The sequence below is a fragment of the Micromonospora trifolii genome (assembly GCF_022229005.1).
Taxonomy (GTDB): domain Bacteria; phylum Actinomycetota; class Actinomycetes; order Mycobacteriales; family Micromonosporaceae; genus Micromonospora; species Micromonospora trifolii.
This window is the reverse complement of sequence record NZ_JAKKFD010000002.1, coordinates 173,213-199,240: the sequence shown is the minus strand read 5'-3', so window position 1 is coordinate 199,240 and position 26,028 is coordinate 173,213. Positions and strand designations below refer to the sequence as shown.

The window sequence follows — 26,028 nt, the reverse complement described above, 5'->3', positions numbered from 1 at the left end:
CGCCGGAGCGCGGAGGGGGCGCAGAACATCGGACATTGTTCTGACCTCCTTCCAGCTCGACGGCGTGCCCGACGACCATACGCGGACTGGTCGCCGACCCGCAATGGATCGTCACAGCGTCGGGTTGGTCTCCGCCCCACGCTTGTGGGCACGCTGGTCGTACACGGTGATACCGGCCAGGATCACGGCCGCGACGGCCGCCACGGCGACCGGCGGGAGCAGCACCATCGGCGGGGCCGCCACGGCCAGCGCCACCACGCCGACGTACAGCGCCCGACACCGCGGCGCGGATCGGTTCGCCCGCTCCAGGGTGCTCCGCCCGATCAGGAACAGCACCGGGCCGCCGAAGATGATGGCCACCAGGGCCCAGTCGATGGGCGGGTGCGGGTCCTCGATGACCTGTCCGAAGCCGACAGCGGTGCAGATGATGCCACCGACGATCAACAGCAGGCTGTAGCTCGCCCACCGCGACAGTTGGATTCCCTCCCCGCTCGGGGTCGAGGCATGGCCGGTCCTGACGTGGTAGAAGTAGATCCGCCAGAACGAGACGACCGCCACGAACGAGGCGACGAGGGCGATGGTCCCCTCGGTGGTGAAGCCCGGGAAGCTGACCGCCGCGCCGGCTTCGAGCACCACCTCGGCGAGAGCGATCATGAAAAACTGGTTGTACCGCTCGGCGAGATGCTCCTGCGAGACTGTGACCCTCAGGCTGTTGAGCTGACTCCGGCCCACGCGGGGAAGGGGGTAGGTGGTGGCGGCGCCGATCATCTCGATGGCGAGGGCGATGGTCCAGAAGATGCCCCGACCGAGACCGCCGCTGACGCCGCCACTGATCCAGAGCACGCTGGACGCCAGGTGCCAGGTCAGCACCCGGAGCGAGAACGTGTGCGCCGGGTGGCCCCGCAGGGCGAACGCCAGGAAGAGCGGTCGGCCGACCTGGATGACGACGTAGGTGCAGGCGAAGACGACGCCGCGTTGGCCGAAGGCCTGCGGCAGGGTGACCGCCAGCACCAGCGTGCCGAACATCGTCGCCAGCAGGACAACCTGCAGGTCGGGGCGCCGAGGGTCGTAGGTGCTCGCCAGCAGCGCGTTGAGCGACCAGATCATCCACATCGCCGTGAAGAACAGGACGGTCTGGCCCGCTTCGGACAGCAGTGTGTGCCGGACGATGGTCAGGTCGTCCGCGACCCGCCCGGCGAGGCGGGCCAGCGCGAAGACGTAGACGATGTCGAACAGCAGTTCCAGGACGGTCGCCGAGCGTGGGCTCCTACTGTCCCCGAGCCCACGAAAGAACTCGGTGCGCGTCAGCACGGACGGCGGGACAGCTCAGCCAGCCAGAGCCGCCGGCACGGGCACGCCACGGCGGTGACCCTGTTCCGCTGCCATCGTCCCCGAGCCTCCCTCGCCGACCGGCCCCACCTGATCCCTATCTGCGTATTTTATCCATCTTTAACGGGTCCCCGTCGCTGATGGCCGATACCGGGTCGGCGGTACGCCGGATCATCTCTGCCGTCACCCTGCGGTACGAGCCCGGGTCGACCGGGAACAGCCACTGCCGGGCCCGGGTCAGCGGGCCGACGTTGAGCCCCAACTCGTCGAGCACCTCGTCGACGTTGTGCATCGAGAACGGGATGATGTTCGTGCCGCGAGCGTGCCGTCCGTTGGTGCGCTTCGTCATCCAGAACAGCCGGGCGCGCACCTCGTCACGCATCCGGACCTCGGTCGGCAGGGTCAGCCCGCCCCGCAGGTACGCGGCCGTCCAGACCGCCGCCATCTCCGCGCTGAGCGGGCTGAAGAACGACGAGTTGTAGCCGGCGAACGTCAGCCGCGGCACGCCGATCGGCAGGATCTGCCGGTAGAGCATGAAGTTACCGGCGTCGTCCTGGAGCCGGGCGTGCAACGCGTCGTCCAGGAACGGCACGTGCTGACGGAAGCCGGTGCCACAGATCACCAGGTCGGCGGGGAGCACCGTGCCGTCGGCCAGGCGGGCGGCGGGCCGGCCGCCGTCGACCAGCAACTCGGTGATCACCTGTTCCCGGTGCACGGCGATACGGCCGTCGGTGACCCGCTCGAAGAAGCCCTCGGTGGCGAGGCTGACAGTGCTGCGGGCGATGTCCTCGAAGCTGCCGTTGGGCACGAGACCCAGCTCGCGCAGGTTGAACTGCCGGGTCGCGACCGAGCCGACGCTGTCGACCATGCGCTGGCGCAGACCGTTCCCCGGGCCGTGCAGGAACCGCTCGAAGCCCTTCAGGTGCAGGTAGCGGAAGAGCGCCTCACCCATCCGGGTGAGCAGCAGGTACTTGTAGTTGAGCGCCCCACCGAGCTTGCGGGGCATCTTCCAGAGCAGCTCGCGCGCCACGACGTGGGTCTGGGCGGCGACCTCGCTCACCGGGACCGCCACGTCGCAGGACGACTTGCCGTACCCCACCACGAGGACGTTCTTACCTCGGGCCGCATCGATGTCGTGGAACTCCCCCGTCGCCAGTACGCGCCCGCCGGCGGCGGCGAAGTCCGCCTGCCCGTCGAAGGACGGGACGAACGGGTCGGAGAAGATGCCGTTGGCGACGATCAGATGGTCGTACCGTTCCACAGTCAGCGGGTCCTGGGCGCCCGCCGGCCGCGAGGTGACCAGCCACCCGGTCTCGTCGTTGACGAGCTCGGCGGAGGCGACCTCCGTGGACAGGCGCAGCGCGCTGGCCAGCCCGAACTTCTCCACATAGCTCTCCAGGTACCGCTGGACCTGCTCACCCGACGGCCACTGCGGGTAGTCGGCGGGCATCGGCAGGTCGGAGAGGTGGTAGGTGCCCTTGTCGTTCTGGGTGTGCAGGCCGGGATAACGCCGGGTACGACTCCACACCCCACCGACGTCGGGCGCGCGCTCGAACACCGTGACGTCGAATCCGCTCTGCCGCAGCACCTTCGCTGCGCTCACACCGGCGAATCCGGCACCAACGACGGCAATCCTCATGATCTCCTCCAAGGACGTGCGAACCGTGCCGGCGCTGACCGCCCGCGGTGCTCGCACGCTAGCGAGCAGGCCGGGAAGGTCGCTATCCGCGCGACGCGGGCGCTATCCGCAGTACGCGGCCGGACCCTTTTGCTGTCGGGTCGACGGCTTTCGGGTCTGGTCCGGGCCGGTCGACCCTTACGGTCAGCGCGACGGGACGCCCGGGAGGTGTCGGATGGATGCGGTGACGGTCCGCACGGACGACGTCGACCAGGCTCGCGCCGAGGTGGGTCGGGTCTTCTGTCCACACCGGCTCACCCCACAGCCGGGTGTGCACAGCGTCCACCTGCGGATGGCGGCTCGCCGGGCGGGCGGGGTGGGTGTCATCGACCTGGACTACGGGCAGGCGGTGCGCATTCAACCGCCCGCGCTGGAGAGCTTCTACCTCGTCCAGATCCCCGGCGCCGGCAGCACGATGGTCCGGCACGCCGGTCAGACAGTGACCTCGACCCCCGACGTCGCCTCGGTCCTGTCCCCGTACGACAGCTCGGACATGCGGTGGTCCGAGGGCTCACCCCACCGGATCTTCTACGCCGACCGGCGCGCGGTCGACCGGGAACTCGCCCGCCTGCTCGGCCGCCCGGTGGACGAGCCGGTCCGCCTCGACGTCGGCATGCTCATGACCACGCCGACAGCGCAGGCGTGGGCGCGCGGGGTGGCGTTCCTCGCCGACGAGCTGTCCCAGCCGGCGGACGCGTCCCTGTTCGACCACCCGCAGGTCGCCGCCCGTTTCGAACAGGGGCTCATCGGCAAGCTGTTGCTGGCCCACCAGCACAGCCACTCGCACCTGCTGGCCGAGCCGAGCCCGCACGCCCATCCCGGGCGTCTCGTCCGCCGGGCCTGCGCCCTGATCTCCGAACACCACGATGAGGCACTGACCGTCGGTGACGTCGCCGAGGCCCTACGGGTGAGCGTACGAACACTTCAGGACTGTTTCCGCCGTGAGTTGCAGACCACGCCGACCGCGTACCTGCGGGCGTGCCGGCTCGACGCGGCTCACCGCACGCTCCGCTCGGCCGCGCCGGGGATGTCAGTGACGACTGTTGCCCTGCAACACGGCTTCGTGCACCTCGGCCGGTTCGCGACCGAGTATCGGAGCCGCTTCGGCGAGACGCCGTCCACGACACTGCGTCGGTGACGCGCGGTCAGACCGCCCGGGCGACGCAGATCCGGGCGCCCAGCCGTGGGCCGGCTTCGTAGATCATGTAGCCCACGCCGCCGTCGGTGCCGAAGCTCGGGGACGCCACCCGACCGTTGTCGGAGGCGATCGGGCTGTGGAACACCCCGAGATGCACCTCCCGGTCGAAGGCGTTGCCGACCTCGGTGAGGTGCATCCGCCCGTCACCGCCGTGGTAGACGACGTACGCGGTGCCGTTGCGGGTGAGCAGATGTGGTGCGGAGATGTCGCTCAGGCCGTCGCCGGCCGGTGAAACCAGCGGCTCGGGCGCGAACTGCCACTGGTCCCAGCCGTTCGGCGACCAACCCCAGAAGATCTTCCGGGTGCCGGGCCGAACGGTGTGCGCTCCCATGTAGAGCATCACGTACTTGTTGGCGAGCCCGGTCACCCGGTGCTCGAAGACCCGGGCGTACGACGTCTCGGTGGTGTTCGGTACGAGCCTGGTGCTCAGGATCGGCGTCTCGTCGCTGAAGGTGATGCCGTCTCGGGACCGGGCCACCCGGGTGGTGGTGTTCTCCCCGTGGAAGTAGAGGAAGAACTCCTTGCTGGAGGCGTTCCAGACGACGTGCGGCGACGAGACGTGGCTGACCGTCGTGGTCGGTAACAACCGGTCGACGATGGGGTTGCCGGGGTGCTCGGTGTAGGGGCCTTCCAGCCGGTCGGCGTAGGCGAGGCAGATCCCGCCGGGCGCGTCGTGCGGAGCGTAATAGAGGTAGTAGCGCCCCTTGGCACCGCTGATCTTGTCGTAGACCCCGCGTATGCAGGGAAAGATCGTTTCGCCGGTGGGGTTGTAGGCCAGTGGGCGGTCGAACGCGTCACGGACGTACCGGTAGCTGGGGAAACCGGCCGGCCCGGCAAACGACGGCGTGCCCCGGAGCAGAGGGCCGACCCCGCCGGCCGCGGAGGCGGCGCCGAGCAGCGCCGCGCCACGCAACAGCCCACGCCGGCTCAGCTCGGTGGGTCGGCCGGAGGGCGGATTCGGGTACACGGGTGCCATCTGATGTCTCCGATCGTGAGGGGACGCTCGTCGATCGCGGAGCGTGGGTGGTGGCGCGCCGGCGACCCGGAAGGCACAGACGAGAGCGCAGCCAGCGTCACTGTCGGTGAGGTGGCTGCCCGGTCGGTGGCCCGGGGTCGTCATCGACGAGTCTGGCCGGGTCCTCAGTCGACCGTCAAGGTGCTAATACGAATTATCGAGCGGCTTTCGTCGGCAGAACTTCTTCGCCCGAGGGTCTTGACGGCGACGCGGGGCGCGCCGCACCATTTCACCTCACCGACGCTAATGCGTATTACCTCGGTAACGATTGGACACGGAACGTGACTGGTTCGCGCAGGCGAGTCACCCAGCACGACATCGCCCGGATGACCGGCGTCAGCCAGGCGACCGTCTCGCTGGTGCTCAACGGCCGCGACGACGGCAACGTCAGGATCGCCCCGGAAACCCGGGAACGGGTCCTGCACGCCATCCGCACCACCGGATACGTCGCCGACCCGGTCGCCCGCCGGCTCGCCGCGCGGCACAATCGCATCCTCGGTGTGTTCACCTACGAGCCGGTCTTTCCGACCGGCACCGGCGATTTCTACCACCCGTTCCTGGTCGGCATCGAGGAGTGCGCCGAACGGCTCGGCTGTGACCTGCTGCTGCTCACCAGCGCGCCGGTGGCGGGCGGCCGGCGGCGGATCTTCCACGACGACAACCGGCTCCGCCTGGCCGATGGCTGCGTCCTGCTCGGTCGATCGCTGGACCGCGACGAACTGACCCGGCTGGTCACCGAGGACCAACCGTTCGTCTCGGTGGGACGCCGCGACGACGCGGGCGGGCCGGTGCCGTACGTCGGCGCCGACTACCCGACCGCCACCGCCGCCGTGGTGCGCCGCGCACTGGCCGCTGGTCACACCGCGCTGGCCTACCTGGGCCAGGGCGCCGGCCCCGAGTCGCACGCCGACCGGATGCGTGGCTTCCGGGCCGCGCTCGACGAGGCCGGACGCACACCACGGCACCTGCCGACCACCGACCGCTCCCCCGCCGAACTGCTCGACGCCCTGCTCGCGGCGGGCGTCACGGCGGCGGTGGTCGAGGAGTACGCCGACGGCGTGGCCATCGCCCAGCTGGCCCGCGAACGGGGCCTGGACATCCCGGGTGACCTGTCCATCCTGGCGCTCGGGGACCCGACCCGACCGGCCAGCACCGACATCGACTTCACCGGCTTCCGCATCCCCCGCCGCGAGATGGGGTGGCAGTCCGTCGAGGTGTTGACCGGGCTGCTGGAGGCGGACCCGGAGACCGTGCCGCAGCGGCTGGTGCCCTGCCAGCCCGTCGACGGCGCCACCCTCGCGCCGCCGAAGGTGATCCCGTGAAAGGACAGCTCTTGCCAGAGATGCAGGCCGAAGTTCTGATCGTCGGCGGTGGGCTCGGTGGCGTCGCCGCGGCCCTCGCCGCGCTGCGCGCCGGCCGTTCGGTGGTGCTCAGCGAGGAGTACGACTGGCTCGGCGGTCAGCTCACCAGCCAGGCCGTTCCGCCCGACGAGCACTCCTGGGTCGAGCAGTTCGGCGTCACCGCCAGTTACCGCAAGCTGCGCGACGGCATTCGGGACTACTACCGCGCCTACTACCCGCTCACCGACCGGGCCCGCCAGGCCACCGCGCTCAATCCGGGGGCCGGGCACGTGAGCCGGCTCTGCCACGAGCCACGGGTCGCGGTCGCGGTGCTGGAGGCCATGCTCGCGCCGTACCGGGGGGCCGGCCGGCTGCGGCTGCTCCAGCCGTATTTGCCGGTGGGGGCCGACACCGACGGCGACCGGGTGACCGGGGTGACCCTGGCGCACCGGGACAGCGGCGAACTGGTGCACGTGGTCGCGCCGTACGTGCTGGACGCCACCGAGACCGGCGAACTGCTGCCGTTGACCGGCACCGAGTACGTCACCGGCTTCGAGTCGCGGGGCGAGACCGGGGAGCCGAGCGCGCCGGACGAGGCGCAGCCGGAGAACATGCAGGCGTTCTCGGTCTGCTTCGCTGTCGACCACGTCGACGGCGACCACACCATCGACCGGCCGGCCCGGTACGACTTCTGGCGGGCGTACCAGCCGCCGTTCTGGGGCGACCGGATGCTCTCCTTCCGCTCACCCAACCCGCGCACGTTGGAGATCTCGGAGCGCAGCTTCACTCCCAACCCGGACGACGACCCGTGGCTGGTGATGGCCGACCAGCGGCTGAGTCCGGGCGATGGCAACCTGTGGACGTTCCGCCGGATCGCCGCTCGGCGCAGCTTCGTCCCGGGCAGCTACGACAGCGACATCTGCCTGGTCAACTGGCCGATGATCGACTACTTCGAGCACCCGCTGATCGACGTGCCCGACCCCGCCCACCAGATCGCGGCGGCCCGGGAGCTCTCCCTGTCGGTGCTCTACTGGCTTCAGACCGAGGCGCCCCGCGCCGACGGCGGGACCGGCTTCGCCGGGTTGCGGCTGCGTGGTGACGTCACCGGCACCGGTGGCATCAGCACCGACGGCGATGTCGCGCACAGCGGTCTGGCCCAGGCCCCGTACATCCGTGAGGCGCGGCGCATCCGCGCCGAGTACACGGTCGTCGAGCAGGACCTCTCCCTGGCGGTACGCGGCGACAAGGGCGCGGCCAGCTACCCGGACGCGGTCGGCGTCGGCATGTACCGCATCGACCTGCACCCGTCCACCGGCGGGGACAACTACGTCGACGTGGCCTCGTGTCCCTTCGAGATCCCACTCGGCGCCCTGATCCCCCGGCGGATGGAGAACCTGCTGCCCGCCGGGAAGAACATCGGCACCACCCACATCACCAACGGTTCGTACCGCCTGCACCCCGTGGAGTGGAACATCGGCGAGGTCGCCGGTCTGCTCGCGGACTTCTGCCTGGCCCGCCGGGTCACTCCCCGCGCGGTGCGTTACACCCCCGGCCTGCTGGCCGAATTCCAGAACCGCCTCGCCGACGAGGGCGTCGAGCTGCGCTGGCCCGACATCGCCGGCTACTGAGGGAGAACCCTGATGAGGAAACGGTTGACGGCCGTCGTCGCGCTCGCCGCGATGCTCGGCCTGAGCGCGTGCGGCGGCGGCGACAGCGCCGGCTCCGACGGCCCGGTCTCGCTGCGGATGACCACCTGGTCGGCGAACGAGGCGCACCTCAAGCTGTTCAACGAGATCGCGGCGGAGTACCAGAGCAGCCACCCCAACGTCGCAAAGATCACCTTCGACCCGATCCCGTTCGAGAGCTACACCACCACCTTGACCACCCAGATCGCCGGCGGAAACCCGCCCGACCTGGCCTGGGTCCTGGAGAACGCGGCTCCCGACTTCGTCTCCTCGGGCGCGCTGCTCCCGCTGGACGAGACCCTGCGCAAGACCGACGGGTACGCCTTCGACGAGCTGGCGCCGGCCGCGACGAAGCTGTGGCAGGCCGACGGCAAGCTGTACGGCTACCCGTTCTCCACCTCACCGTTCGGCATCTTCGTCAACACGGACCTGGTCAAGGCCGCTGGCGCGAAGAGCCCGGCCGAGCTGATCGCCGCCAACGCCTGGACCTGGGAGAACGCCGTGACCACCGCTTCGGCGGTGTCCGCCCGGACGGGCAAGGCGGGCCTGGTGGTCCGGGACTTCGACTACAAGGGCTGGGACAACCTCTCCACCATCTGGACCGGCTGGGGCGCCCAGGCGTGGAGCGCGGACGGCAAGACCTGCGGCTTCAACGCCACCGAGATGGTCGACGCGATGACCTTCCTGCACCAGGCGATCTTCACCGCGAAGGCGCTGCCCGGCCCGGGTACCGCCGCCGACTTCTTCGCCGGCGAGGCCGGCATGACAATCACCCAGATCTCCCGGGCCTCGCTGCTGGAGAAGCAGAAGTTCGGCTGGGACCTGGTACCGCTGCCGGCCGGCCCGAAGGGTGGCTACTCGGTGATCGGTCAGGGTGGCATGGGTGTGTTGAAGAAGGGCAAGCACGCCGACGTCGCCGCGGACTTCCTGGCCTTCCTCACCAATCCCGCCAACTCCGCCAAGCTGGCGCAGTTCTTCCCGCCGCCGCGTACCCCGCTGCTCACCGCGGCGACGCTGGCCAAGACCAATCCCCTGCTCAAGCCGGAGCAGTTGCAGCGCGTGGTGATCGACGGAATCGCCAACGGGGTGGTGAAGCCGAACCACACCGGGCAGGCCGAGTTGAGCCAGGCCGTGCGGTCGGCGCTGGACCCGATGTGGAAGGCCGACGCGGACGTGCGGGGCGTGCTCGACGGGGTCTGCTCGGCGATCAACCCGCTGTTGGCGAAGTAGGGGATCAGCGATGCCGGTCCTGATGGACAACGGGGCGGGTCGGGCTGCGCCCCGACCCGCCCCGGGCGGCACGGCAGCGTCGCCGCGACGCGGATGGTGGACCAGTCGTCGACGTGACCAGTTGGCCGGCCTGCTCTTCGTGACCCCACAACTGGTGGGTACGGCCCTCTTCGTGCTGCTGCCGCTCGGCTTGGTGGTCTGGTACAGCCTGCACGAGTGGAACGTGCTCGCGGACACCTTCGACTTCGTGGGCACTGACAACTACCGCGAACTGGTCGACGACCCGAAGCTGCCGGGCGTGCTCCGGAGCACGCTGTTCTTCTCCGTCGGCCTGGTCGTGTTCAACCTCGCCCTGGCCCTGCTGCTCGCCGTCCTGCTCAACCAGCGGCTGCGCGGCACAGTGGTGTTCCGGACGCTGTTCTTCTCGCCGGTGGTGGTCTCGCTGGTCGCCTGGACGATCGTCTGGGGCTTCCTGCTCCAGGACAACGGCGGCGTCAACGGGGTGGCCGGAGCGGTTGGCCTGGACGGCCCGAACTGGCTGCGCGGCGAATGGACCGCGCTGCTGTCGGTGATCGTCGTCCAGGTGGTCAAGAACGTCGGCCTCAACATGGTGCTGTTCCTCGCCGCGTTGCAGGGCGTCCCCGCCGAGCTGTATGAGGCGGCCCGGGTCGAGGGGGCGAGCCGGTGGACCCAGTTCCGCCGGATCACCGTGCCGCTGATCAGCCCGACCATTCTGTTGACCTCGATCATCACCGTGGTCGGCGCACTACAGGTCTTCGCCCAGATCGCCGTGCTCACCCAGGGCGGGCCGGGCACCTCGACCACGGTGCTCGTCTACTACCTCTACCAGCAGGCCTTCCAGTTCCACCAGTTCGGGTACGGCTCGACACTGTCGGTGCTGCTGTTCCTGATCGTGTTGACGCTGACCGTCGTGCAGTGGCGGATGCGCAGGAAGTGGGTCTTCCATGAACAATAGGCTGCCCTTGCGGGCCCGGGTGGGGATCTATGGGCTGATCTGCCTGCTGGCGATCCCGTTCGTCTTCCCGACCTGGTGGATGGTCACCTCGTCGTTCAAGCCGGTCAGCGACATCTTCGCCTTCCCCCCGTCGCTGATCCCCACCGAGCTGAGCTTCTCGGCGTACCGGCGGGTGTTCGAGCTGCAACCGTTCGCCCAGCAGTACCTCAACAGCGCGTACATCGCCGCGGTGGTCACCGTCGGCACCCTCGCCGTCTCGTCGCTGGCCGGCTACGCGTTCGCCCGGATCCGGTTCCGTGGTCAGCACGCGCTCTTCCTGGTGGTGCTGGTGGGCCTGCTGATCCCGAGCGAGGTGACCATCGTGCCGCTGTTTCAGATGTTCAACTCGGTCGGGCTGATCGACACCCACTGGCCGCTGATCCTGGTGCCGACGCTCGGCGCGCCCAGTGTGCTGGCCACCTTCATCATGCGGCAGTTCTTCATCACCCTGCCCGGCGAGTTGGAGGAGGCCGCACGGGTGGACGGGCTGGGCCGGCTGGCGACCTTCTGGCGGATCGCGCTGCCGCTGGCCCGTCCGGCCCTCGGCGCGGTGGCGATCTTCACCTTCCTGCACAGCTGGAACCTCTACCTGGAGCCGATCGTCTTCCTGTCCACCCCGGAGAAGTTCACACTGCCGCAGGCGCTGACCCAGTTCGTCGACGCGTACGGCGGCCCGATGTGGGACGTCCAACTCTCGGCGGCCTCGATGACGGCGCTGCCCGTCCTTGTCGTGTTCGTCATCGCGCAGCGGCAGTTCATCGAGGGTCTCGCCCACACCGGCCTGAAGGGCTGACCTGTCGGCCGGCGCGTGCTGAACCCGGGATCGGCCGCCCGCTCAGTCCTCCCAACCGAGACGTCGGGCGGCGGCCCGCCACGCCGCCGCGTCGGCGCGTGGCTCGTACCGCACGATCTGTTGCGTGGCGCGCAGCACGGACCGCAGCTCGGCCAGGCCACCGCCGATCGCGTCGAGGGCCCGGGCCTGCACCAGGGCGTTGCCCAGGGCGGTCGCCTCGACCGGCCCGGCGAGCACCGGCAGGCCGCAGGCGTCGGCGGTGAGCTGACAGAGCAGGTCGTTGCGGGCACCGCCGCCGACGACGTGCACCGCGTCGACGTGCCGACCGGAGAGCTGCTGCGCTTGCTGGACGGCGCGCCGGTGCGCCAACGCGAGGCTGTCCAGGATGCAGCGGACGGTCGCCGCCGGGTGCACCGGCACCGGTTCGCCGGTACGCCGACAGGCCTCGGCGATGCGGGCGGGCAGGTCGCCGGGTGGCAGGAAGGTGGGATCGTCCGGGTCCACCACAGATCGGAAGGCCGGCTCGTCGGTCGCCTCACGGAGCAGGGCGGGCAGGTCCGTGGTGCCCCAGGTACGCATCGACTCCTGAAGTGGCCAGAGGCCCATCACGTTACGGAGGTAGCGGAACGTGCCGTCGACGCCGGACTCGTTTGTGAAGTTGGCCCGCCGGCTCGCCTCGGTGAGCACCGGGGCGTCCAGCTCGACGCCGACCAGCGACCAGGTGCCGCAGGAGATGTAGGCGAAGTGCTCACCCACCGCCGGCACTCCCACCACTGCAGAGGCCGTGTCGTGCGATCCCACCGCCACCACCTCGGGAGTTCCGGGCAGCCCGAGCGTGGGCAGCACGGGACCGATCCGGGTGCCCGGCTCGCGCAGCGGCGGGAACAGCTCGCCGCGGATCCCCGCGTCGGCCATCAGGTCGGTGGCCCAGGCGCGGCGACGCAGGTCGTACAGCTGGGTGGTGGAGGCGTTGGTGACCTCGGCGCCGATCACACCGCTGAGCCAGTACGCGATGAGGTCCGGGATCAGCAGCAGCCGGTGCGCGGCCTCCAGCTGAGGCGTTCCGGCGGCGGCGACGAGCTGGTAAAGGGTGTTGAACGGCAGGTGTTGCAGCCCGGTCGTGGCATACAGCCGCGCCGGCCCGAGCTGCTCCGCCACCCGGTCGCCGACGCCCTCGGTACGCCCGTCGCGGTAGTGCACCGGGTTGCCGAGCAGAGCGCCGGTGGCGTCGAGCAACCCGTAGTCCACCGCCCAGGTGTCGATGCCGAGACCGGCGACGGGACCGGCGGCGCGCAGTCCCTCCAGGACACCCCGGTAGAGCGCCAGGACGTCCCAGTGCAGGGTGCCCGCCGCCCGCACCGGTTCGTTGCGGAACCGATGCGCCTCGGCCAGCTCCAGCGTCTCTGGTCCGACGCGTGCGAGCATGACCCGGCCGCTGGACGCGCCCACGTCCACGGCGGCCAGTCGCACGGCGGTCATCAGCGGAGGAAGGCCGCGGCGACCCCGGCGTCCACCGGGATGTGCAGGCCGGTGGTGTGCGACAGCTCGCCGCCGGTGAGCACGAAGACGGCGTTGGCGACGTGCTCGGGCAGCACCTCGCGCTTGAGCAGCGTGCGCTGGGCGTAGAACTCGCCCAGTTTCTCCTCCGGCACGCCGTAGACGGCGGCCCGCTGCGCACCCCAGCCCCCGGCGAAGATGCCGGAGCCGCGGACCACCCCGTCCGGGTTGACTCCGTTGACCCGGATGCCGTGGCCGCCGAGTTCGGCGGCGAGCAGGCGGACCTGGTGCGCCTGGTCGGCCTTGGCCGCGCCGTACGCCACGTTGTTCGGGCCGGCGAACAGCGAGTTCTTGCTGGAGATGTAGACGATGTCCCCGCCCATGCCCTGCGCCAGCAGCACGCGCGCCGCCTCCCGCGAAACGAGGAAGGAACCTTTGGCCATCACGTCGTGCTGGACGTCCCAGTCCGCCTCGGTCGTCTCCAGCAGCGACCTGGACAGCGACAGCCCGGCATTGTTCACGATCAGGTCCACCCCGCCGAAGGCGAGCACCGCGTCGCGCAGGGCATCCGCGACGGCAGTACCGTCGCTGACGTCGACCGTGACGGCGACCGCCACGTCGGCGCTGCCGATCTCCGCGGCAACGGCGGCGGCAGCCTGTGCGTCACGGTCGGCGACCACGACACACGCGCCCTCCGCGGCGAGCCGGTGGGCGATGGCCCGACCGATGCCGGAGCCACCGCCGGTGACGAACGCGACCCGCGTGGCGAGGGCCTTGGGCTTCGGCATCCGCTGAAGCTTCGCCTCCTCCAGCGCCCAGTACTCGATCCGGAACTTCTCGGCCTCGTCGATCGGCGCGTAGCGCGACACGGACTCCGCGCCGCGCATCACGTTGATGGCGTTGACGTAGAACTCACCGGCGACCCGGGCGGTCTGCTTGGTGGCGCCGAAGCTGAACATGCCCACGCCCGGCACCAGCACGATCGCCGGATCGGCACCACGCATCGCCGGGCTGTCCGGGCCGGCGTGCCGCTCGTAGTAGGCGCGGTAGTCGTCACGGTAGGCGGCGTGCAGATCGGTGAGTCGGGCGAGCACGGCCTCGACCGGCGCGGTGGGCGGCAGGTCGAGCACCATCGGACGGACCTTGGTCCGCAGGAAGTGGTCCGGGCAGGAGGTGCCGAGGGCCGCAAGCGCGCCGTGCTTCTCCCGCGCGACGAAGTCGAGCACCACGTCACTGTCGTCGAAGTGGCCCACCTGCGACCGGTCGGTGGACGCCAGACCCCGCAGCACCGGGAACAGCGCCGCCGCCCGACGCCGACGTTGGTCCGGTGGCAGCGGCTCATAGCCGTCGATGACCGCGCCGAGCGGTTCGGCCCGACCCCGCTGGTCGAGGAACGCCTGTGCGTCCCGGATCATCTCCAGGGAGTTGCGTTCGCACTCGTCGCTGGTCGCGCCCCAGGCCGTGATGCCGTGCCCGCCGAGGATCACACCGACGGCGCGCGGGTTGGCCCGCGCCACCGCGGCGATGTCGAGGCCGAGTTGGAAGCCGGGGCGCCGCCAGGGGACCCACAACACCCGGTCGCCGAAGATCTCCTTGGTCAGCTCCGGCCCGTCCGCGGCGGCGGCGATCGCGATCCCGGCGTCGGGGTGCAGGTGGTCGACGTGCGCGGCGTCGACGAGGCCGTGCATGGCGGTGTCGATGGACGGCGCGGCGCCGCCCCGGCCGTGCAGGCAGTAGTCGAAGGCGGCGACCATCTCGTCTTCCCGCTCCACGCCGGGGTAGACGTCGACGAGTGCGCGGAGTCGGTCCAGCCGCAGCGCGGCCAACCCGGACGGAGTGAGCGTGCCGAGATCACCACCGGAGCCCTTGACCCAGAGCAGGTCGACCGGAGCGCCGGTGACCGGGTCGGTGGCCGCGCCCTTGGCAGAGGTGTTGCCCCCGGCGTAGTTCGTCGTGGTCGGGTCAGCGCCGAGCCGGTTGCTGCGCGCGATCAGCGCCTGAACCTCGGATTGCATCGTCCTCACGTCCCCAGTCTGCGAATCTGTGTATGCCGGTCAGGCGCCCCAGCCGGCCTGCTGGCCGTCGGCGCGTTCGGCGCGGATCCTGTCGAAGTAGCCGGAGCGGGCGTACGCGGCCATCGGGTCCGGATCCAGGCCCGACTCCGCGCGCAGGTCGGCGAGCAGCGGCCGGACGTCGGTGTTGTACGCGTCCATCAGCACGGCGTTGGCGGCGAGCACGTCACCGCCGCGCTGTGCGGCGGCCAGCGCGCCCGCGTCGACGAGCAGCGCCTTCGCCGTGGCCTCCTGCACGTTGAGCACCGAGCGGATGATGGCGGGGATCTTCGCCTCGATGTTGTGGCACTGGTCGAGCATGAACGCGATACCGGCCTCCGGTGCCAGTGCGTCGCCACGGACGATCTCGTACATGATCCGGAACAGCTGGAACGGGTCCGCCGAGCCGACCATCAGATCGTCGTCGGCGTAGAAGCGCGAATTGAAGTCGAACGCGCCGAGCTTTCCGACGCGCAACAGGAACGCCACGATGAACTCGATGTTCGTACCCGGGGCGTGGTGGCCGGTGTCGATGACCACCTGCGCCTTCGGACCCAGCTCCAGACAGTGCGCGTACGCGGTGCCCCAGTCCGGCACGTCGGTGGCGTAGAACGCCGGCTCGAACAGCTTGTACTCCAGCAGGAGCCGCTGGTCGTCGCCGAGCTGGTCGTAGGTCTCGCGTAGTGCCACAGCGAGCCGGTCCTGCCGGGCGCGGATGTCGTCCTGGCCCGGGTAGTTGGTGCCGTCGGAGAACCAGAGCTTCAGGTCGCGGGAGCCGGTGCGGTCCATGATGTCCACACATTCGAGCAGGTGGTCGATGGCCTTGCGGCGTACCCCCGGATCCGGGTTGGTGACGCTGCCCAGCTTGTAGTCGTTGTCCTGGAACACGTTGGCGTTTATCGCACCCAGACCGACGCCCTGATCTCTGGCGAACGCGGCCAGGTCGGCGTAGTCGTCGACACGGTCCCACGGAATGTGCAGCGCCACGGTCGGTGCGATGCCGGTGAGCTGGTGTACGACCGCCGCGTCGGCAACCTTCTCGTACGGATGACGCGGCACCCCCTCCTGCGGGAAGACCTTGAACCGGGTTCCGGAGTTGGCGTACGCCCAGGATGGCGTCTCGATCCGCTGGGACCGCAGAGCCTGCTTGACCCGTTCGAGGGTCTGCGTGTCGGGCAGCGTCATGGTGTCTCTCCCGTCGGCTCTCCGGTCGGTGCACGGCGTGCGCCGGCACCGACCGGAAGGGCGCTCAGAACTGGAACTGGTCGATGTTGTTCTTGTCGAACACGGTGGGCGGCCCGAGGATGACCACCCCGTCCTTCGCGACGGTGAACTCGCCGAGCTTGCCGGCCTTGAACTTGTCGCCCTCGGCGCCGGTGATCTGGCCGGAGGCCAGGGCCGCACCGGCGTACGCGGCGAGGTAGCCGAGGTCGGCCGGGCTCCACAGGGCGAACGCGTCGACGGTGCCGTCCTTGACGTACTGGCGCATCTGGTTCGGGGTGCCCAGGCCGGTCAGCTTGACCTTGCCCTTGTACTGCGACCCGCTGAGGTAACGGGCGGCGGCGGCGACACCGACGGTGGTGGGCGAGATGATGCCCTTGAGGTTCGGGTACGACTGCAGCAGACCCTGGGTCTCCTGGAAGGACTTCTGATCGTCGTCGTTGCCGTACGCCACGGTGACCAGCTTGATCTTGCTGTACTCGGGCTTCGCCAGCTCGGTCTTCATCAACGCGATCCAGGCGTTCTGGTTGGTCGCGTTGGCGGTGGCGGAGAGGATCGCGACCTCGCCGGCACCGCCGATCTGCTCCGAGATGAGTTTGACCTGGTTCTCCGCGATGCCCTCGGCGGTGACCTGGTTGACGAAGACCTGGCGGCACTCGGGTTTGGTGTCCGAGTCGAAGGTGACGATCTTCGCGCCGGCCGCCTTCGCCTGGTTCAGCGCCCCGCAGATCGCGTTCGGGTCGTTGGCCGAGGTGACGATCACGTCCATGCCCTGCTGAGACAGGGTGTTGATGTAGCTGACCTGGGACGAGGCGCTGGCCTCGGAGGGGCCGACCTCCTTGAACTCACCCTTGATCTCGGTGACCGCGTCCTTGCCGCCGTTGTCCGAGACCGTGAAGTACGGGTTGTTGAGCTGCTTCGGCAGGAAGGCGATCTTGAGACCTTCCCGGAGAGCGGCGTTCGGGTTGGCGGCGCCGCTCGCCTGGTTGCCGGCGCCGGCGTCGTTGTCGGTGTCGTCCCGGGTGGTGCCGCCACAGGCCGTGGCGCTCAACAGCAGTGCGGCGATAGTGAGGCCGGTGGCCCCGACGCGGAGCCCTCTGCGGTACGCGGACATCGTCATCCTTCCGGGGGTGGTTGGTGCGCGGGGGACGTCACGACGCGGCGGGCTGCCGCTGTCGTCGACGGTGCAGCCGGGCGCGGACGTCCGCGACGGCGTTGGGCAGTACGACGGATGCGACGAGCAGGGTGCCGGTGACGATCGTCAGCGCGTTGGCGTCGACGTCGGCGAGTTGCAGCGCGTTGCGCAGGACTCCGAGGAGCAGGACGCCGGCCAGCACACCGACCAGGGCACCCCGGCCGCCGAAGATCGACACACCGCCGAGCAGGACGGCGGTCACCACTGTCAGCTCCAGGCCGGTGGCGTTGTCGCCACGGGCGCTGGCATAGCGCAGGGTCCAGAAGATGCCGACCAGCCCGCAGACAGCACCCGAGACCACGAAGAGCCAGAACTTCGTCCGGGCGACCGAGACGCCGGTGAACGTGGCGGCCTGGTCGTTGTTGCCCATGGCGTAGAGGGCCCGGCCGGCCGGTGTGGCGTGCAGCACGACAGCGAAGACCACCGCGAGCAGCAGCAGCGGCACGACCACTACCGGAACGGAGGTGCCGGGGATGTTGCGCACGACGGCGGCCGTCCAGTCGGCTGGGAAGTCCGCGACGGCCTGGTCGCCGAGCACGACGAACGACAGCCCGCGGTAGAGGGCGAGCGTGCCGATGGTCACCGCCAGCGACGGCAGACCGAAGCCGGTGACGAAGAGGCCGTTCACCGCGCCGAGCACGGCGCCGAGCAGCACCACGAGGACGCAGATCAACTCCAGGGACAAGCCGCTGGAGAGCCAGAGCTGGCCCATCAGGGTGCTGCTCAGGCCCACCATGCTGGCGACGGAGAGGTCGATCTCGCCGGTGATCACGATCAGGGTCATCGGTAGCGCGATGAGCGCCAGCGGCATCAGATCGAGCAGCAGGAACTGGGCGTTGCGACCGGTGGCGAAGTTCTCCACGGTCAGGCCGGCAAGCAGCACGACCACCACGAGGGCGACGACGATCACCGCGTCCCAGGAACCGAGCAGCCCGCGAAGGCTGGCGATGCGGCCCGCGCCGGGCTCGGCCTCGGCGGTGGGCGGTGCCGCGTACAGGCTGTCATGCGCCATGGGCGCTTCTCCCTCGGAGCCGGGCCGCCACCCGCAGGGCCACGAGCCGGTCCAGCCCGATGGCGGCGAGGATGAGTGCGCCGACCACGGCCTGCTGCCAGAACGGGTCGATGCGCAGAACGGCGAGCGAGCTGCCGATCGTGGTCAGCAGCACGGCGCCGAGCGCCGCGCCGTAGGCGCTGCCGCTGCCGCCGAAGATCGCCACTCCGCCGACCACGGCCGCGGCGACGACCTGGAGTTCCAGGCCGGTGCCGGCGGCCGCGTCGAGGGTGCCGAACCGGGCCGCGTACAGGACGCCGGCGAGGCCGGCGAGCGCGCCACTGGCCACGAAGACGGCGAAGACCCGCCGGCCCACCGGGATGCCGGAGAGCCGGGCGGCGGCCGGTTCGGAGCCGATCGCGTACAGCTCCCGGCCGCTGCGGTAGGAGCGCAGGTAGAAGCCGACGGCGGCGACGACGACCAGCGCGACGAGGAAGAGCACGGGTACGCCGAACACCGTCTGGTTGCCCAACCGCAGGAACGACTGTGGCATGTCGGCGGCGTTGATCTGCCGGCCGGACGCCCAGTAGTAGTCGACGCCCCGGAAGACGTAGAGGGTGCCGAGGGTGATGACCAGGGCGGGCACCCGGGCCACCGCGATCAGGCCGCCGTTGACAACCCCGCACAGCGCGCCCAACGCGACGCCGAGGACGAACGCCACCGGCCACGGGGTGCCGGGGGCGGAGACGAACAGCGTGCCGGTTGCGAAGGCGACCAGGCCCAGGATCGAGCCGACGGAGAGGTCGACGTTGCGGGTGACGATGACCACTGTCTGACCGACCGCCAGGATCACCAGGATCGCGCAGCCCAGCAGGAGGTCCTTGACGCTCTGGCCGCTCAGGAACCTGTCGTTGCGCAGGGTCGTGACCAGAACCAGCAGGCCGAGCGCGATCAGCAGGCTCAGCTCGCGTACGGCCAGCAGCCGCTCGGTGAGGCCACGGCGCTGCTGGCCGGGATCGGTCGGGGCGTGTTCGGCGGTCTGGTCGGGCGCGACAGCGCCGGTGCGGCTCATGCGGTCGCTCCCTGACCGGTGGCGGCGAACATGATGGAGGTTTCGTCCGCCTCGGCCCGGGACAGCTCGCGGACCAGTCGGCCCTCGTGCATGACGAGAACCCGGTCGGCCATGCCGAGCACCTCGGGCAGTTCACTGCTGATCATCAGGATGGCCAGCCCCTCGCCGGCCAACTCGGAGAGCAGGCGGTGCACCTCGGACTTGGTCCCGACGTCGATGCCACGGGTGGGTTCGTCGATGATCAGGACCCGTGGTTCGGTGGCCAGCCACTTGGCGAGCACGACCTTCTGCTGGTTGCCTCCGGAGAGGGTCGCCACGGGTGCCCCGAGCCGGGCGCCCTTCACCTGTAGCCGCCGTGTCCAGCGGTGGGCCTCGGAGCGCTCGGCGCCCCCGAGCAGGAGGCCCATCCGGCTCAGTGCCCGGCGGCGGGCCAGGGTGGCGTTGCGCTCCACCGACAACTCCATCACCAGGCCCTGCTGTCGACGGTCCTCGGGGACCAGCGCCATACCGGCGGCGATCGCCCGGCCCGGGTTCCCGGCCGGGACGGCCCGGCCGGCCACCAGCACCTCACCCGTGTCGTACCGGTCGACGCCGAAGATGGCGCGGGCGACCTCGCTGCGCCCGGCCCCGACCAGCCCGGCGAGCGCGACGATCTCCCCACCGCGGACGGAGAACGACACGTCGGCGAAGACTCCGGCCCGGGTCAGCCCACGGACTTCGAACAGCGTGTCGCGCAGGTCGGCGTCCTGCTTCGGGTAGAGCGAGGAGACGTCCCGACCGACCATGCGCCGCACCACCTCGTCGACGGTGAGGTCCGCGGCGGGGTCGCTGGATACCCAGGCGCCGTCCCGGAGCACTGTGATGCGGTGGCACAGGTCGAACACCTCGTCGAACCGGTGCGAGATGAACAGCACCGCGGCTCCGCGCTCGCAGAGCGACCGGGTGACCGCGAACAGTCGTTCGACCTCCACACCGGACAGCGCGGCAGTCGGCTCGTCCATGACCAGGACCCGGGCGTCGAAGGAGATCGCCTTGGCGATCTCGACGAGTTGCTGGTCGGCGATCGAGAGCCCGCGAGCGGGGCGAGTCGGGTCGATCCGGACGCCCAACCGTTGGAAGAGTGTCGCCGCGTCGCGGTTCATCGCCGCGGTGTCGATGCGGCGCAGACGGCGAAGCGGTTGCCGGCCCATGAAGATGTTCTCCGCCACCGACAGGTCCGGGAAGAGCGTCGGTTCCTGGTAGATGACGGCGATGCCGGCGGCCCGGGCGTCACCGGGGCCACGAAGGCGCAGCGGCTGCCCGTCGAGGGTCATCTCGCCGGAGTCCGGATCGTGTGCCCCGGACAGGATCTTCACCAGTGTGGACTTGCCGGCGCCGTTCTCGCCGACCAGGGCGTGTGCCTCGCCGGAGTGCAGCGCCAGGCGCACCCCGCGCAGCGCGACGACAGCCCCGAAGGACTTCGTCACGCCGTCGAGTACCAGCAGCGGACCGCGGTCCGTGTCCGGTGCTTCGGCGGTCATCCGACCACCTCCTGAATCGTTTCACGCATCGACATGGACCGTATGGGCCGGTCTTCGAGAGCGTCAAGAGTTTCACTGTCATTTCTTCCCTGTTGCCACACCGAGGAGAATGGATGAAACGTTTTAGCCGCTATAGACTTCCGAAGCGACCTGGCCGTGCCGTCCCGCCGCGCGGGCCGCCACCACCGCACCGAGCATCGAGGGGTTCATGGCAACGGCGAACATCAAGGAGGTCGCTCGGCACGCGGGCGTCTCCCTCGGCACCGTGAGCAACGTGCTCAACCGGCCCGACACTGTCGCCCCCGCCACCCGCCAACGGGTGCTCGACGCCATCACCACCCTCGGCTACGTCCGCAACGACTCCGCGCGTCAACTCCGTGCCGGGCACAGTCGCACCGTCGCCATCGTGGTGCTGGACGTGGCCAACCCGTTCTTCACCGACGTCGTGCGGGGCGCCGAACAGGTGATCGAGGCGTCCGGCGCCATGCTCGTCGTCTGCAACAGTGGCGAGGACAGCGCCCGGGAGCGCCGTCACCTGGAGTTGCTGGAGGAGCAGCGGGTCCGGGGCGTCCTCATCACCCCGGTCGGTCACGGCCCCCAGCCCAACCTGGACAAGCTCATCGACCGGGGCATCCCGGTGGTGCTGGTGGACCGGGGCACGGGCCGAGCGAACCGCTGCTCGGTGGCGGTCGACGACGTCCTCGGTGGCCGACTCGCCATGGACCACCTGCTGGACCAGGGCCATCAGCGCATCGCCTACCTCGGTGGCCCGGTCTCCATCGCCCAGGTCGCCGACCGGCACGCCGGAGCCGCCGCGGCGTTGAAGGAACGCGGCGGCACCGCCGAACTCCGGGTGGCGGTCACCGGCAGCCTGACCGTCGCCGCTGGCCGACGTGCCGCCGAGGAACTGCTGGCCCTACCAGCCCGGCAGCGCCCCACCGCCGTGTTCTGCGCCAACGACCTGCTCGCTCTCGGCGTACTCCAGGAACTGACAGCGCGTGGGCTGCGGGTGCCGGCCGACGTGGCCATCGTCGGCTACGACGACATCGAGTTCGCCGACGCGGCGGCGGTGCCGCTGTCGTCGGTTCGCCAGCCGCGTGACCAGCTCGGACGCACCGCGGCGGAGCTGCTGCTGGAGGAGGCCGATTCCGGCGACACGCACCGGCACCGGCACGTGGTGTTCCAGCCCGAGCTGGTCGTCCGCCGATCCAGCGACCAGCCCCGACGCACCCGACGCTGATCCACGAACCCACGAGCCGGCCGGCGCGGGTCGCCCGGGCGGGTCAGGCCGCTGGGCCGGGCATCGCCCAGACGTCGGCGATCGACGGGTCGTAGCCGGTGCCGGTGTCCTGGTACCGCACCCGCACGACACCGTCGCGGGTCGCGTCCGGCAGGTTGACGACGAACTGGTAGCTGACCGTGCCGGGCCCGCCCGCCGTGCGCTGCCACGAGCGGGTGTGCGCCACCACCCCGTCCACGACCACCTGGTAGTCCTTGAGCTGAGGCCCGTCGTACGTCTCGACCGAGCGCAGCGCGAACTGTTCACCGGGCCGTACCGCGAGATCGAACTCGAACCAACCACCGGGGCGGGTCACATCGGTGTAGCGGCGGGTCAGCCCGGCCTCGGTGCTGGTGCCCGAGTAGGTGGAGGCGGTGAGGCGGTGCGCCTGCTCGGACGCCGCGACGCCGAGGTCGACGTGGTCGTAGGCGTCCGTCGGTGGGACGACAGCGAAGGAGTAGGAACCGGACCCGATCTCGTACACGGCGACCGCGCCGTCCATCCGGACGAACCGCACCCCGTCGGCCTGCTCCGCCGGCCGGCCGCCCTCGGTGACCGCCTCGCGCGCGGGTGCTGGGAAGCGCACCGTCGCCGTGGTGTTCGCCGGCAGGGTGAGGCGCAGCCGCATGTCGCCGCGCGCGTCGAGGTCCCAGTCGCTGCCGATCGTGCCGTACGCCGAGCGGTACGACGCCTTGGCCGAGGTGAGGTTGCCGCCCGGCTGAGGGGCGAACGTGACGTGCGCGTACCCGGGGTTGCCGGCGTCGGGTTGGATGCCCGCGACGGTCCGGTACATCCAGTCGCCCACCGCGCCGTACGCGTAGTGGTTGAAGGAGTTCATCCCCACGTCGCCGAAGCTGCCGTCGGGTTTGATCGAGTCCCAGCGCTCCCAGATCGTGGTCGCGCCCTTGCCGATCTCGTAGCCCCACGACGGGTAGGTGTCGTTGAGCAACAGCCGGTAGGCGACGTCGAGATGCGCGGTGTCACTCAGCGCCGGCAGCAGGTCCGGTGTGCCGAGGAAGCCGGTGGAGAGGTGCCAGTCGTGCCGTTGCACGTTGGCGACCAGCCGGTCGGCGGCCCTGGCCCGCAGCGGGTCGGTCAGCAGGCCCATGCCGATGGCCAGCACGTACCCGGTCTGGCTGTCGCCCTGCACGGTCCCGTCGGCCGCGACGTAGGTGTTGACGAACGACTGGGTGATGGCGGTGGACAGCGCGGCGTAGCGGGTCGCGTCGGCGTTGCGCCCGATGGCGGCCGCCAGCTTCCCCAGCAGCCGGATGCTGTACGCGTAGTAGGCGGTGCCGACCACCCCGGCCGGCGTCGGGTCGTCGAGGTTGAGCCAGTCGAGGTACGGGCCGGCGTTGGTCCGCAGGTTGCCCGAGCTGGTGCTCTCCAGCCAGGACGCGTACCGCACCATCGACGCGTAATGCTCCTCGATCACCCGGGTGTCGCCGTAGCGCTGCCACAGCGCGTACGGCACTGTGATCCCGGCGTCCGCCCAGCCCGTCGCGCCGTCCCCACAGCAGGCGCGGGGCGCGACGTCGGGGTACGCGCCGTTGGCCGACTGCGCGTCGCGCAGGTCCTGCAACCACTTGCTGAGGAACGTCAGGCTGTCCATGTTGAAGGTGGCGGTGTTGGCGAAGACGTTGATGTCGCCGGTCCAGCCGAGTCGCTCGTCGCGGGCCGGGGTGTCGGTCGGGATGGACAGGAAGTTGCCGCGCTGCCCCCAGGTGATGTTGCTGTGCAGCCGGTTCACCATGGCGTTGGAGGTCTGGAACTCGCTGGTCAGCTCCCCGTCGGTGTGCATCACCAGGCCCGTGACCGAGGACAGGTCGGGGGTGCCCGGATAGCCGGTCAGCTCGACGTAGCGGAAACCGTGGAAGGTGAAGGTCGGCTCGTAGACCTCGGCGCCACCACCTCGCAGGGTGTAGAGGTCGGTGGCCCGGGCCGTCCGCAGGTTGGCGGTGTACGCGGTGCCGTTCGGGTTGAGCACCTCGGCGTGCCGGATTCGGACCGTCGAACCGGCCGGGCCGTTGACCCTCAGCCGCACCTTGCCCACCATGTTCTGGCCGAGGTCGAAGATCCAGGTGCCGGGGGTGGGCTGGGTCAGCACCCGGGCCGGCAACTCCTGCGTGACCCGCACCGGCGGGTCGACCTGGGCGACGATCTTGTCGGTGGCATCGACGTCGTCGATGGTTGCGGGCTTCCAGCCGGCGTCGTTGAAGCCGGGCTGGTTCCAGCCGGCCGGCAACCGCCGCGCGTCGTAGGTCTCACCGTGGATCAGGTCGCTCTGCAGGAACGGCCCGGCCGTGGCGCGCCACGTTCCGTCGGTGTTGACCGTCGCGCTGCGACCGTCGGTGTAGTCGATGCGCAGTTGCGCGCTCAGGTGCGGGCGGGAGCCGTAGTTGTCGGTGCCGAACCAGGCGATGCTGCCCGCGTACCAACCGTCGCCGAGCAGGGCGCCGAGGGCATTGTCACCCGGGCGGAGTTGGCCGGTCACGTCGTACGTCTGGTACTGCACCCGCTTGTGGTAGTCGGTCCAGCCAGGTGCCAGCTCGTGGTCGCCGACCCGCTGGCCGTTGAGGGAGAGCTGGTAGACACCGAGCGCGGTGGCGTAGATCCGGGCGCGGGCGACAGTGCCGTCGACCCGGAAGCCCCGTCGCAGCAACGGGTTCGCATCCAGCGCGACGAGCATGGCCTCGGTGTCGCCGCCGACCCGCAGGCCGGCCGCTGTGGCAGTGCCGGCCCCGAACGGGTTCACCCCGTCGGTGAGCGGAGCCGCGAAGAGTGTCTGGCCACCGCTGGTCACCGAGAAGTCGGAGAAGACGCCGGACTCCAGCCCGTTGGTCCGCAGGCCGACCGAGCCGGTCTGGTGGGCGGTGCTGGTGGTGACGTCGACCTGGGTGCCGTCGACCCAGGTGGTGATGGTGTTCCCGGCCGCCGTGATGCGCACCGTGTGCGGCGTGGTCAGCCGGTCGGCCGGTACGACAGCGCCGAGCGGCACCTCCTTGAGCACTGTCCAGGCACCGTTGACCCGGGCGTGCGGGCGCAGCTTGGCGCTGCCGCCGGTGATGGAGAACTGCCACATGTACGCGTTGCCCGCGCCACGGGCGCGCAGGAAGATCCCGGCCGCGTCGCGTTCCAGCCGGACCGTCGTCTGCACCGTGTAGTCGGTCCAGGATTCGGTGGGCGACGGCGACCCGATCCAGTCGGCCTGCCAGCCGGCGCCACCCTGCACGCCGGTTTCCCAGAACGTCGGCGTGCTCCACCCGGAGGCGTTGCCGGTGGTGTCCCAGACCTGGACCTGCCAGGCGTAGCGGGTCCGTGGCAGCAGGGCCGGTCCGGCGTACGGGACGAGGGTGCTCTGCCGGGACCGGACCCGGCCGCTGTCCCAGACGTCGGGGGCGCCGAGGCGGTCGGTGCTGGTGGCGACACGCACCTGGTAGGACTCCTGGACCACGCCCCGGGTGGTGGCGTCGATCCGCCAGCCGAGGCGGGGTCGTGCCACGTCCAGGCCGATCGGCGCGGTGGCCCGTTCGGCGGTCAGGTCGGTCGCCGTCAGCGCTGCGGCGGCCGGCGCGGCGGTCGCCGGGTACGGTGCCGCCATCGGCGTCAGGCCAGTCAGCAGCACGAGAAGTGCGGAAAGTGCGGCGTGACGCCGCGACGTGCGCATCATTCCTGGCCCTCATCCTTCTCTGCACGGTGTGGCGGCAGGGGTCGGCCTCCGGATTAATGAATCGTTTCAGGTAGGTTACGCGCTCGTCATGGTCAAGAGAAGACGTTGACAGCCATGAATCCGATCCCGCCGGGTGTCTGGTGATCGACGACCGACACCAGCGGTGGAAACTGTTATCCCGGCGCGACCGGTGAGTCTCCTGAGGGGAGGCTGTAGCGGATCTTCCGCCAGCCCCACGACAGGTAGCGG

18 protein-coding genes are annotated in these 26,028 nt (G+C 70.3%); 7 read left to right on the top strand and 11 right to left on the bottom strand.

Annotated elements, in window-relative coordinates; all coding sequences use genetic code 11:
• Positions 1–111 precede the first annotated feature (111 nt).
• Both NIE79_RS01970 and NIE79_RS01965 read right to left on the bottom strand, forming a co-directional pair.
• Positions 112–1,311, bottom strand: coding sequence for a low temperature requirement protein A (locus NIE79_RS01970; protein WP_238676872.1), 1,200 nt, complete (start codon positions 1,309–1,311; stop codon positions 112–114).
• A gap of 115 nt (positions 1,312–1,426) precedes the next feature.
• Complete coding sequence (locus tag NIE79_RS01965; protein ID WP_238676871.1) at positions 1,427–2,968, bottom strand: flavin-containing monooxygenase; 1,542 nt, start codon at positions 2,966–2,968, stop codon at positions 1,427–1,429.
• A gap of 223 nt (positions 2,969–3,191) precedes the next feature.
• Here NIE79_RS01965 and NIE79_RS01960 point away from each other — a divergent pair, with 223 nt between their 5' ends.
• Complete coding sequence (locus tag NIE79_RS01960) at positions 3,192–4,145, top strand: AraC family transcriptional regulator (protein ID WP_238676870.1); 954 nt, start codon at positions 3,192–3,194, stop codon at positions 4,143–4,145.
• A gap of 7 nt (positions 4,146–4,152) precedes the next feature.
• Here the strand turns inward: NIE79_RS01960 and NIE79_RS01955 are convergent, their stop codons facing one another.
• Positions 4,153–5,181, bottom strand: a complete 1,029-nt coding sequence (locus tag NIE79_RS01955; RefSeq protein ID WP_238676869.1) for a glycoside hydrolase family protein — start codon at positions 5,179–5,181, stop codon at positions 4,153–4,155.
• A 320-nt stretch (positions 5,182–5,501) separates the two neighbouring features.
• Between NIE79_RS01955 and NIE79_RS01950 the strand changes: the two genes are divergently transcribed.
• From NIE79_RS01950 to NIE79_RS01930, 5 genes are read left to right on the top strand one after another with little or no spacing between them, the layout of a single operon-like run.
• The gene (locus NIE79_RS01950; RefSeq protein WP_238676868.1) at positions 5,502–6,542 is read left to right on the top strand and encodes a LacI family DNA-binding transcriptional regulator; all 1,041 of its coding nucleotides are present in this window, start codon (positions 5,502–5,504) and stop codon (positions 6,540–6,542) included.
• The gene (locus tag NIE79_RS01945; RefSeq protein WP_238676867.1) at positions 6,539–8,188 is read left to right on the top strand and encodes an FAD-dependent oxidoreductase; all 1,650 of its coding nucleotides are present in this window, start codon (positions 6,539–6,541) and stop codon (positions 8,186–8,188) included. The genes NIE79_RS01950 and NIE79_RS01945 overlap by 4 nt, the downstream gene beginning before the upstream one ends.
• Positions 8,189–8,200: 12 nt before the next feature.
• Positions 8,201–9,475 carry an ABC transporter substrate-binding protein gene (locus NIE79_RS01940; protein WP_238676866.1) on the top strand — a complete coding sequence of 425 codons (1,275 nt, stop codon included), beginning with the start codon at positions 8,201–8,203 and terminating at the stop codon, positions 9,473–9,475.
• Between the two features lie 10 nt (positions 9,476–9,485).
• The gene (locus NIE79_RS01935; RefSeq protein WP_238676865.1) at positions 9,486–10,451 is read left to right on the top strand and encodes a carbohydrate ABC transporter permease; all 966 of its coding nucleotides are present in this window, start codon (positions 9,486–9,488) and stop codon (positions 10,449–10,451) included.
• Positions 10,441–11,283, top strand: coding sequence for a carbohydrate ABC transporter permease (locus NIE79_RS01930; RefSeq protein ID WP_238676864.1), 843 nt, complete (start codon positions 10,441–10,443; stop codon positions 11,281–11,283). The genes NIE79_RS01935 and NIE79_RS01930 overlap by 11 nt, the downstream gene beginning before the upstream one ends.
• A 42-nt stretch (positions 11,284–11,325) precedes the next feature.
• On the opposite strand, the gene NIE79_RS01925 is transcribed toward NIE79_RS01930, so the two are convergent.
• The 7 genes from NIE79_RS01925 to NIE79_RS01895 form a co-directional block, all read right to left on the bottom strand.
• Entirely contained in the window at positions 11,326–12,762 is a 1,437-nt protein-coding gene (locus NIE79_RS01925; protein WP_238676863.1) for a rhamnulokinase, read from the bottom strand.
• Positions 12,762–14,795, bottom strand: coding sequence for a bifunctional aldolase/short-chain dehydrogenase (locus NIE79_RS01920; protein ID WP_238677022.1), 2,034 nt, complete (start codon positions 14,793–14,795; stop codon positions 12,762–12,764). Before NIE79_RS01920 ends, NIE79_RS01925 begins: the two co-directional genes overlap by 1 nt.
• 39 nt (positions 14,796–14,834) lie before the next feature.
• Positions 14,835–16,016 carry an L-rhamnose isomerase gene (gene rhaI / locus NIE79_RS01915; protein ID WP_238676862.1) on the bottom strand — a complete coding sequence of 394 codons (1,182 nt, stop codon included), beginning with the start codon at positions 16,014–16,016 and terminating at the stop codon, positions 14,835–14,837.
• Between the two features lie 64 nt (positions 16,017–16,080).
• Positions 16,081–17,166 carry a rhamnose ABC transporter substrate-binding protein gene (gene rhaS / locus NIE79_RS01910; RefSeq protein WP_238676861.1) on the bottom strand — a complete coding sequence of 362 codons (1,086 nt, stop codon included), beginning with the start codon at positions 17,164–17,166 and terminating at the stop codon, positions 16,081–16,083.
• 37 nt (positions 17,167–17,203) lie between these two features.
• Positions 17,204–18,259 (bottom strand): ABC transporter permease, encoded by a 1,056-nt coding sequence (locus NIE79_RS01905; RefSeq protein ID WP_238676860.1) that lies wholly within the window; start codon positions 18,257–18,259, stop codon positions 17,204–17,206.
• Positions 18,249–19,310: an ABC transporter permease gene (locus tag NIE79_RS01900; RefSeq protein ID WP_238676859.1), complete on the bottom strand. Its 1,062-nt coding sequence runs from the start codon at positions 19,308–19,310 to the stop codon at positions 18,249–18,251. The genes NIE79_RS01905 and NIE79_RS01900 overlap by 11 nt, the downstream gene beginning before the upstream one ends.
• Positions 19,307–20,830 carry a sugar ABC transporter ATP-binding protein gene (locus NIE79_RS01895; RefSeq protein ID WP_238676858.1) on the bottom strand — a complete coding sequence of 508 codons (1,524 nt, stop codon included), beginning with the start codon at positions 20,828–20,830 and terminating at the stop codon, positions 19,307–19,309. The genes NIE79_RS01900 and NIE79_RS01895 overlap by 4 nt, the downstream gene beginning before the upstream one ends.
• Before the next feature lie 208 nt (positions 20,831–21,038).
• Here NIE79_RS01895 and NIE79_RS01890 point away from each other — a divergent pair, with 208 nt between their 5' ends.
• Positions 21,039–22,070 carry a LacI family DNA-binding transcriptional regulator gene (locus NIE79_RS01890; RefSeq protein ID WP_238676857.1) on the top strand — a complete coding sequence of 344 codons (1,032 nt, stop codon included), beginning with the start codon at positions 21,039–21,041 and terminating at the stop codon, positions 22,068–22,070.
• A gap of 43 nt (positions 22,071–22,113) precedes the next feature.
• Here NIE79_RS01890 and NIE79_RS01885 read toward each other — a convergent pair whose 3' ends face one another.
• A complete protein-coding gene (locus NIE79_RS01885; protein ID WP_238676856.1) occupies positions 22,114–25,710 on the bottom strand; it encodes a family 78 glycoside hydrolase catalytic domain in 3,597 nt (1,198 codons plus the stop codon).
• Positions 25,711–26,028 lie beyond the last annotated feature (318 nt).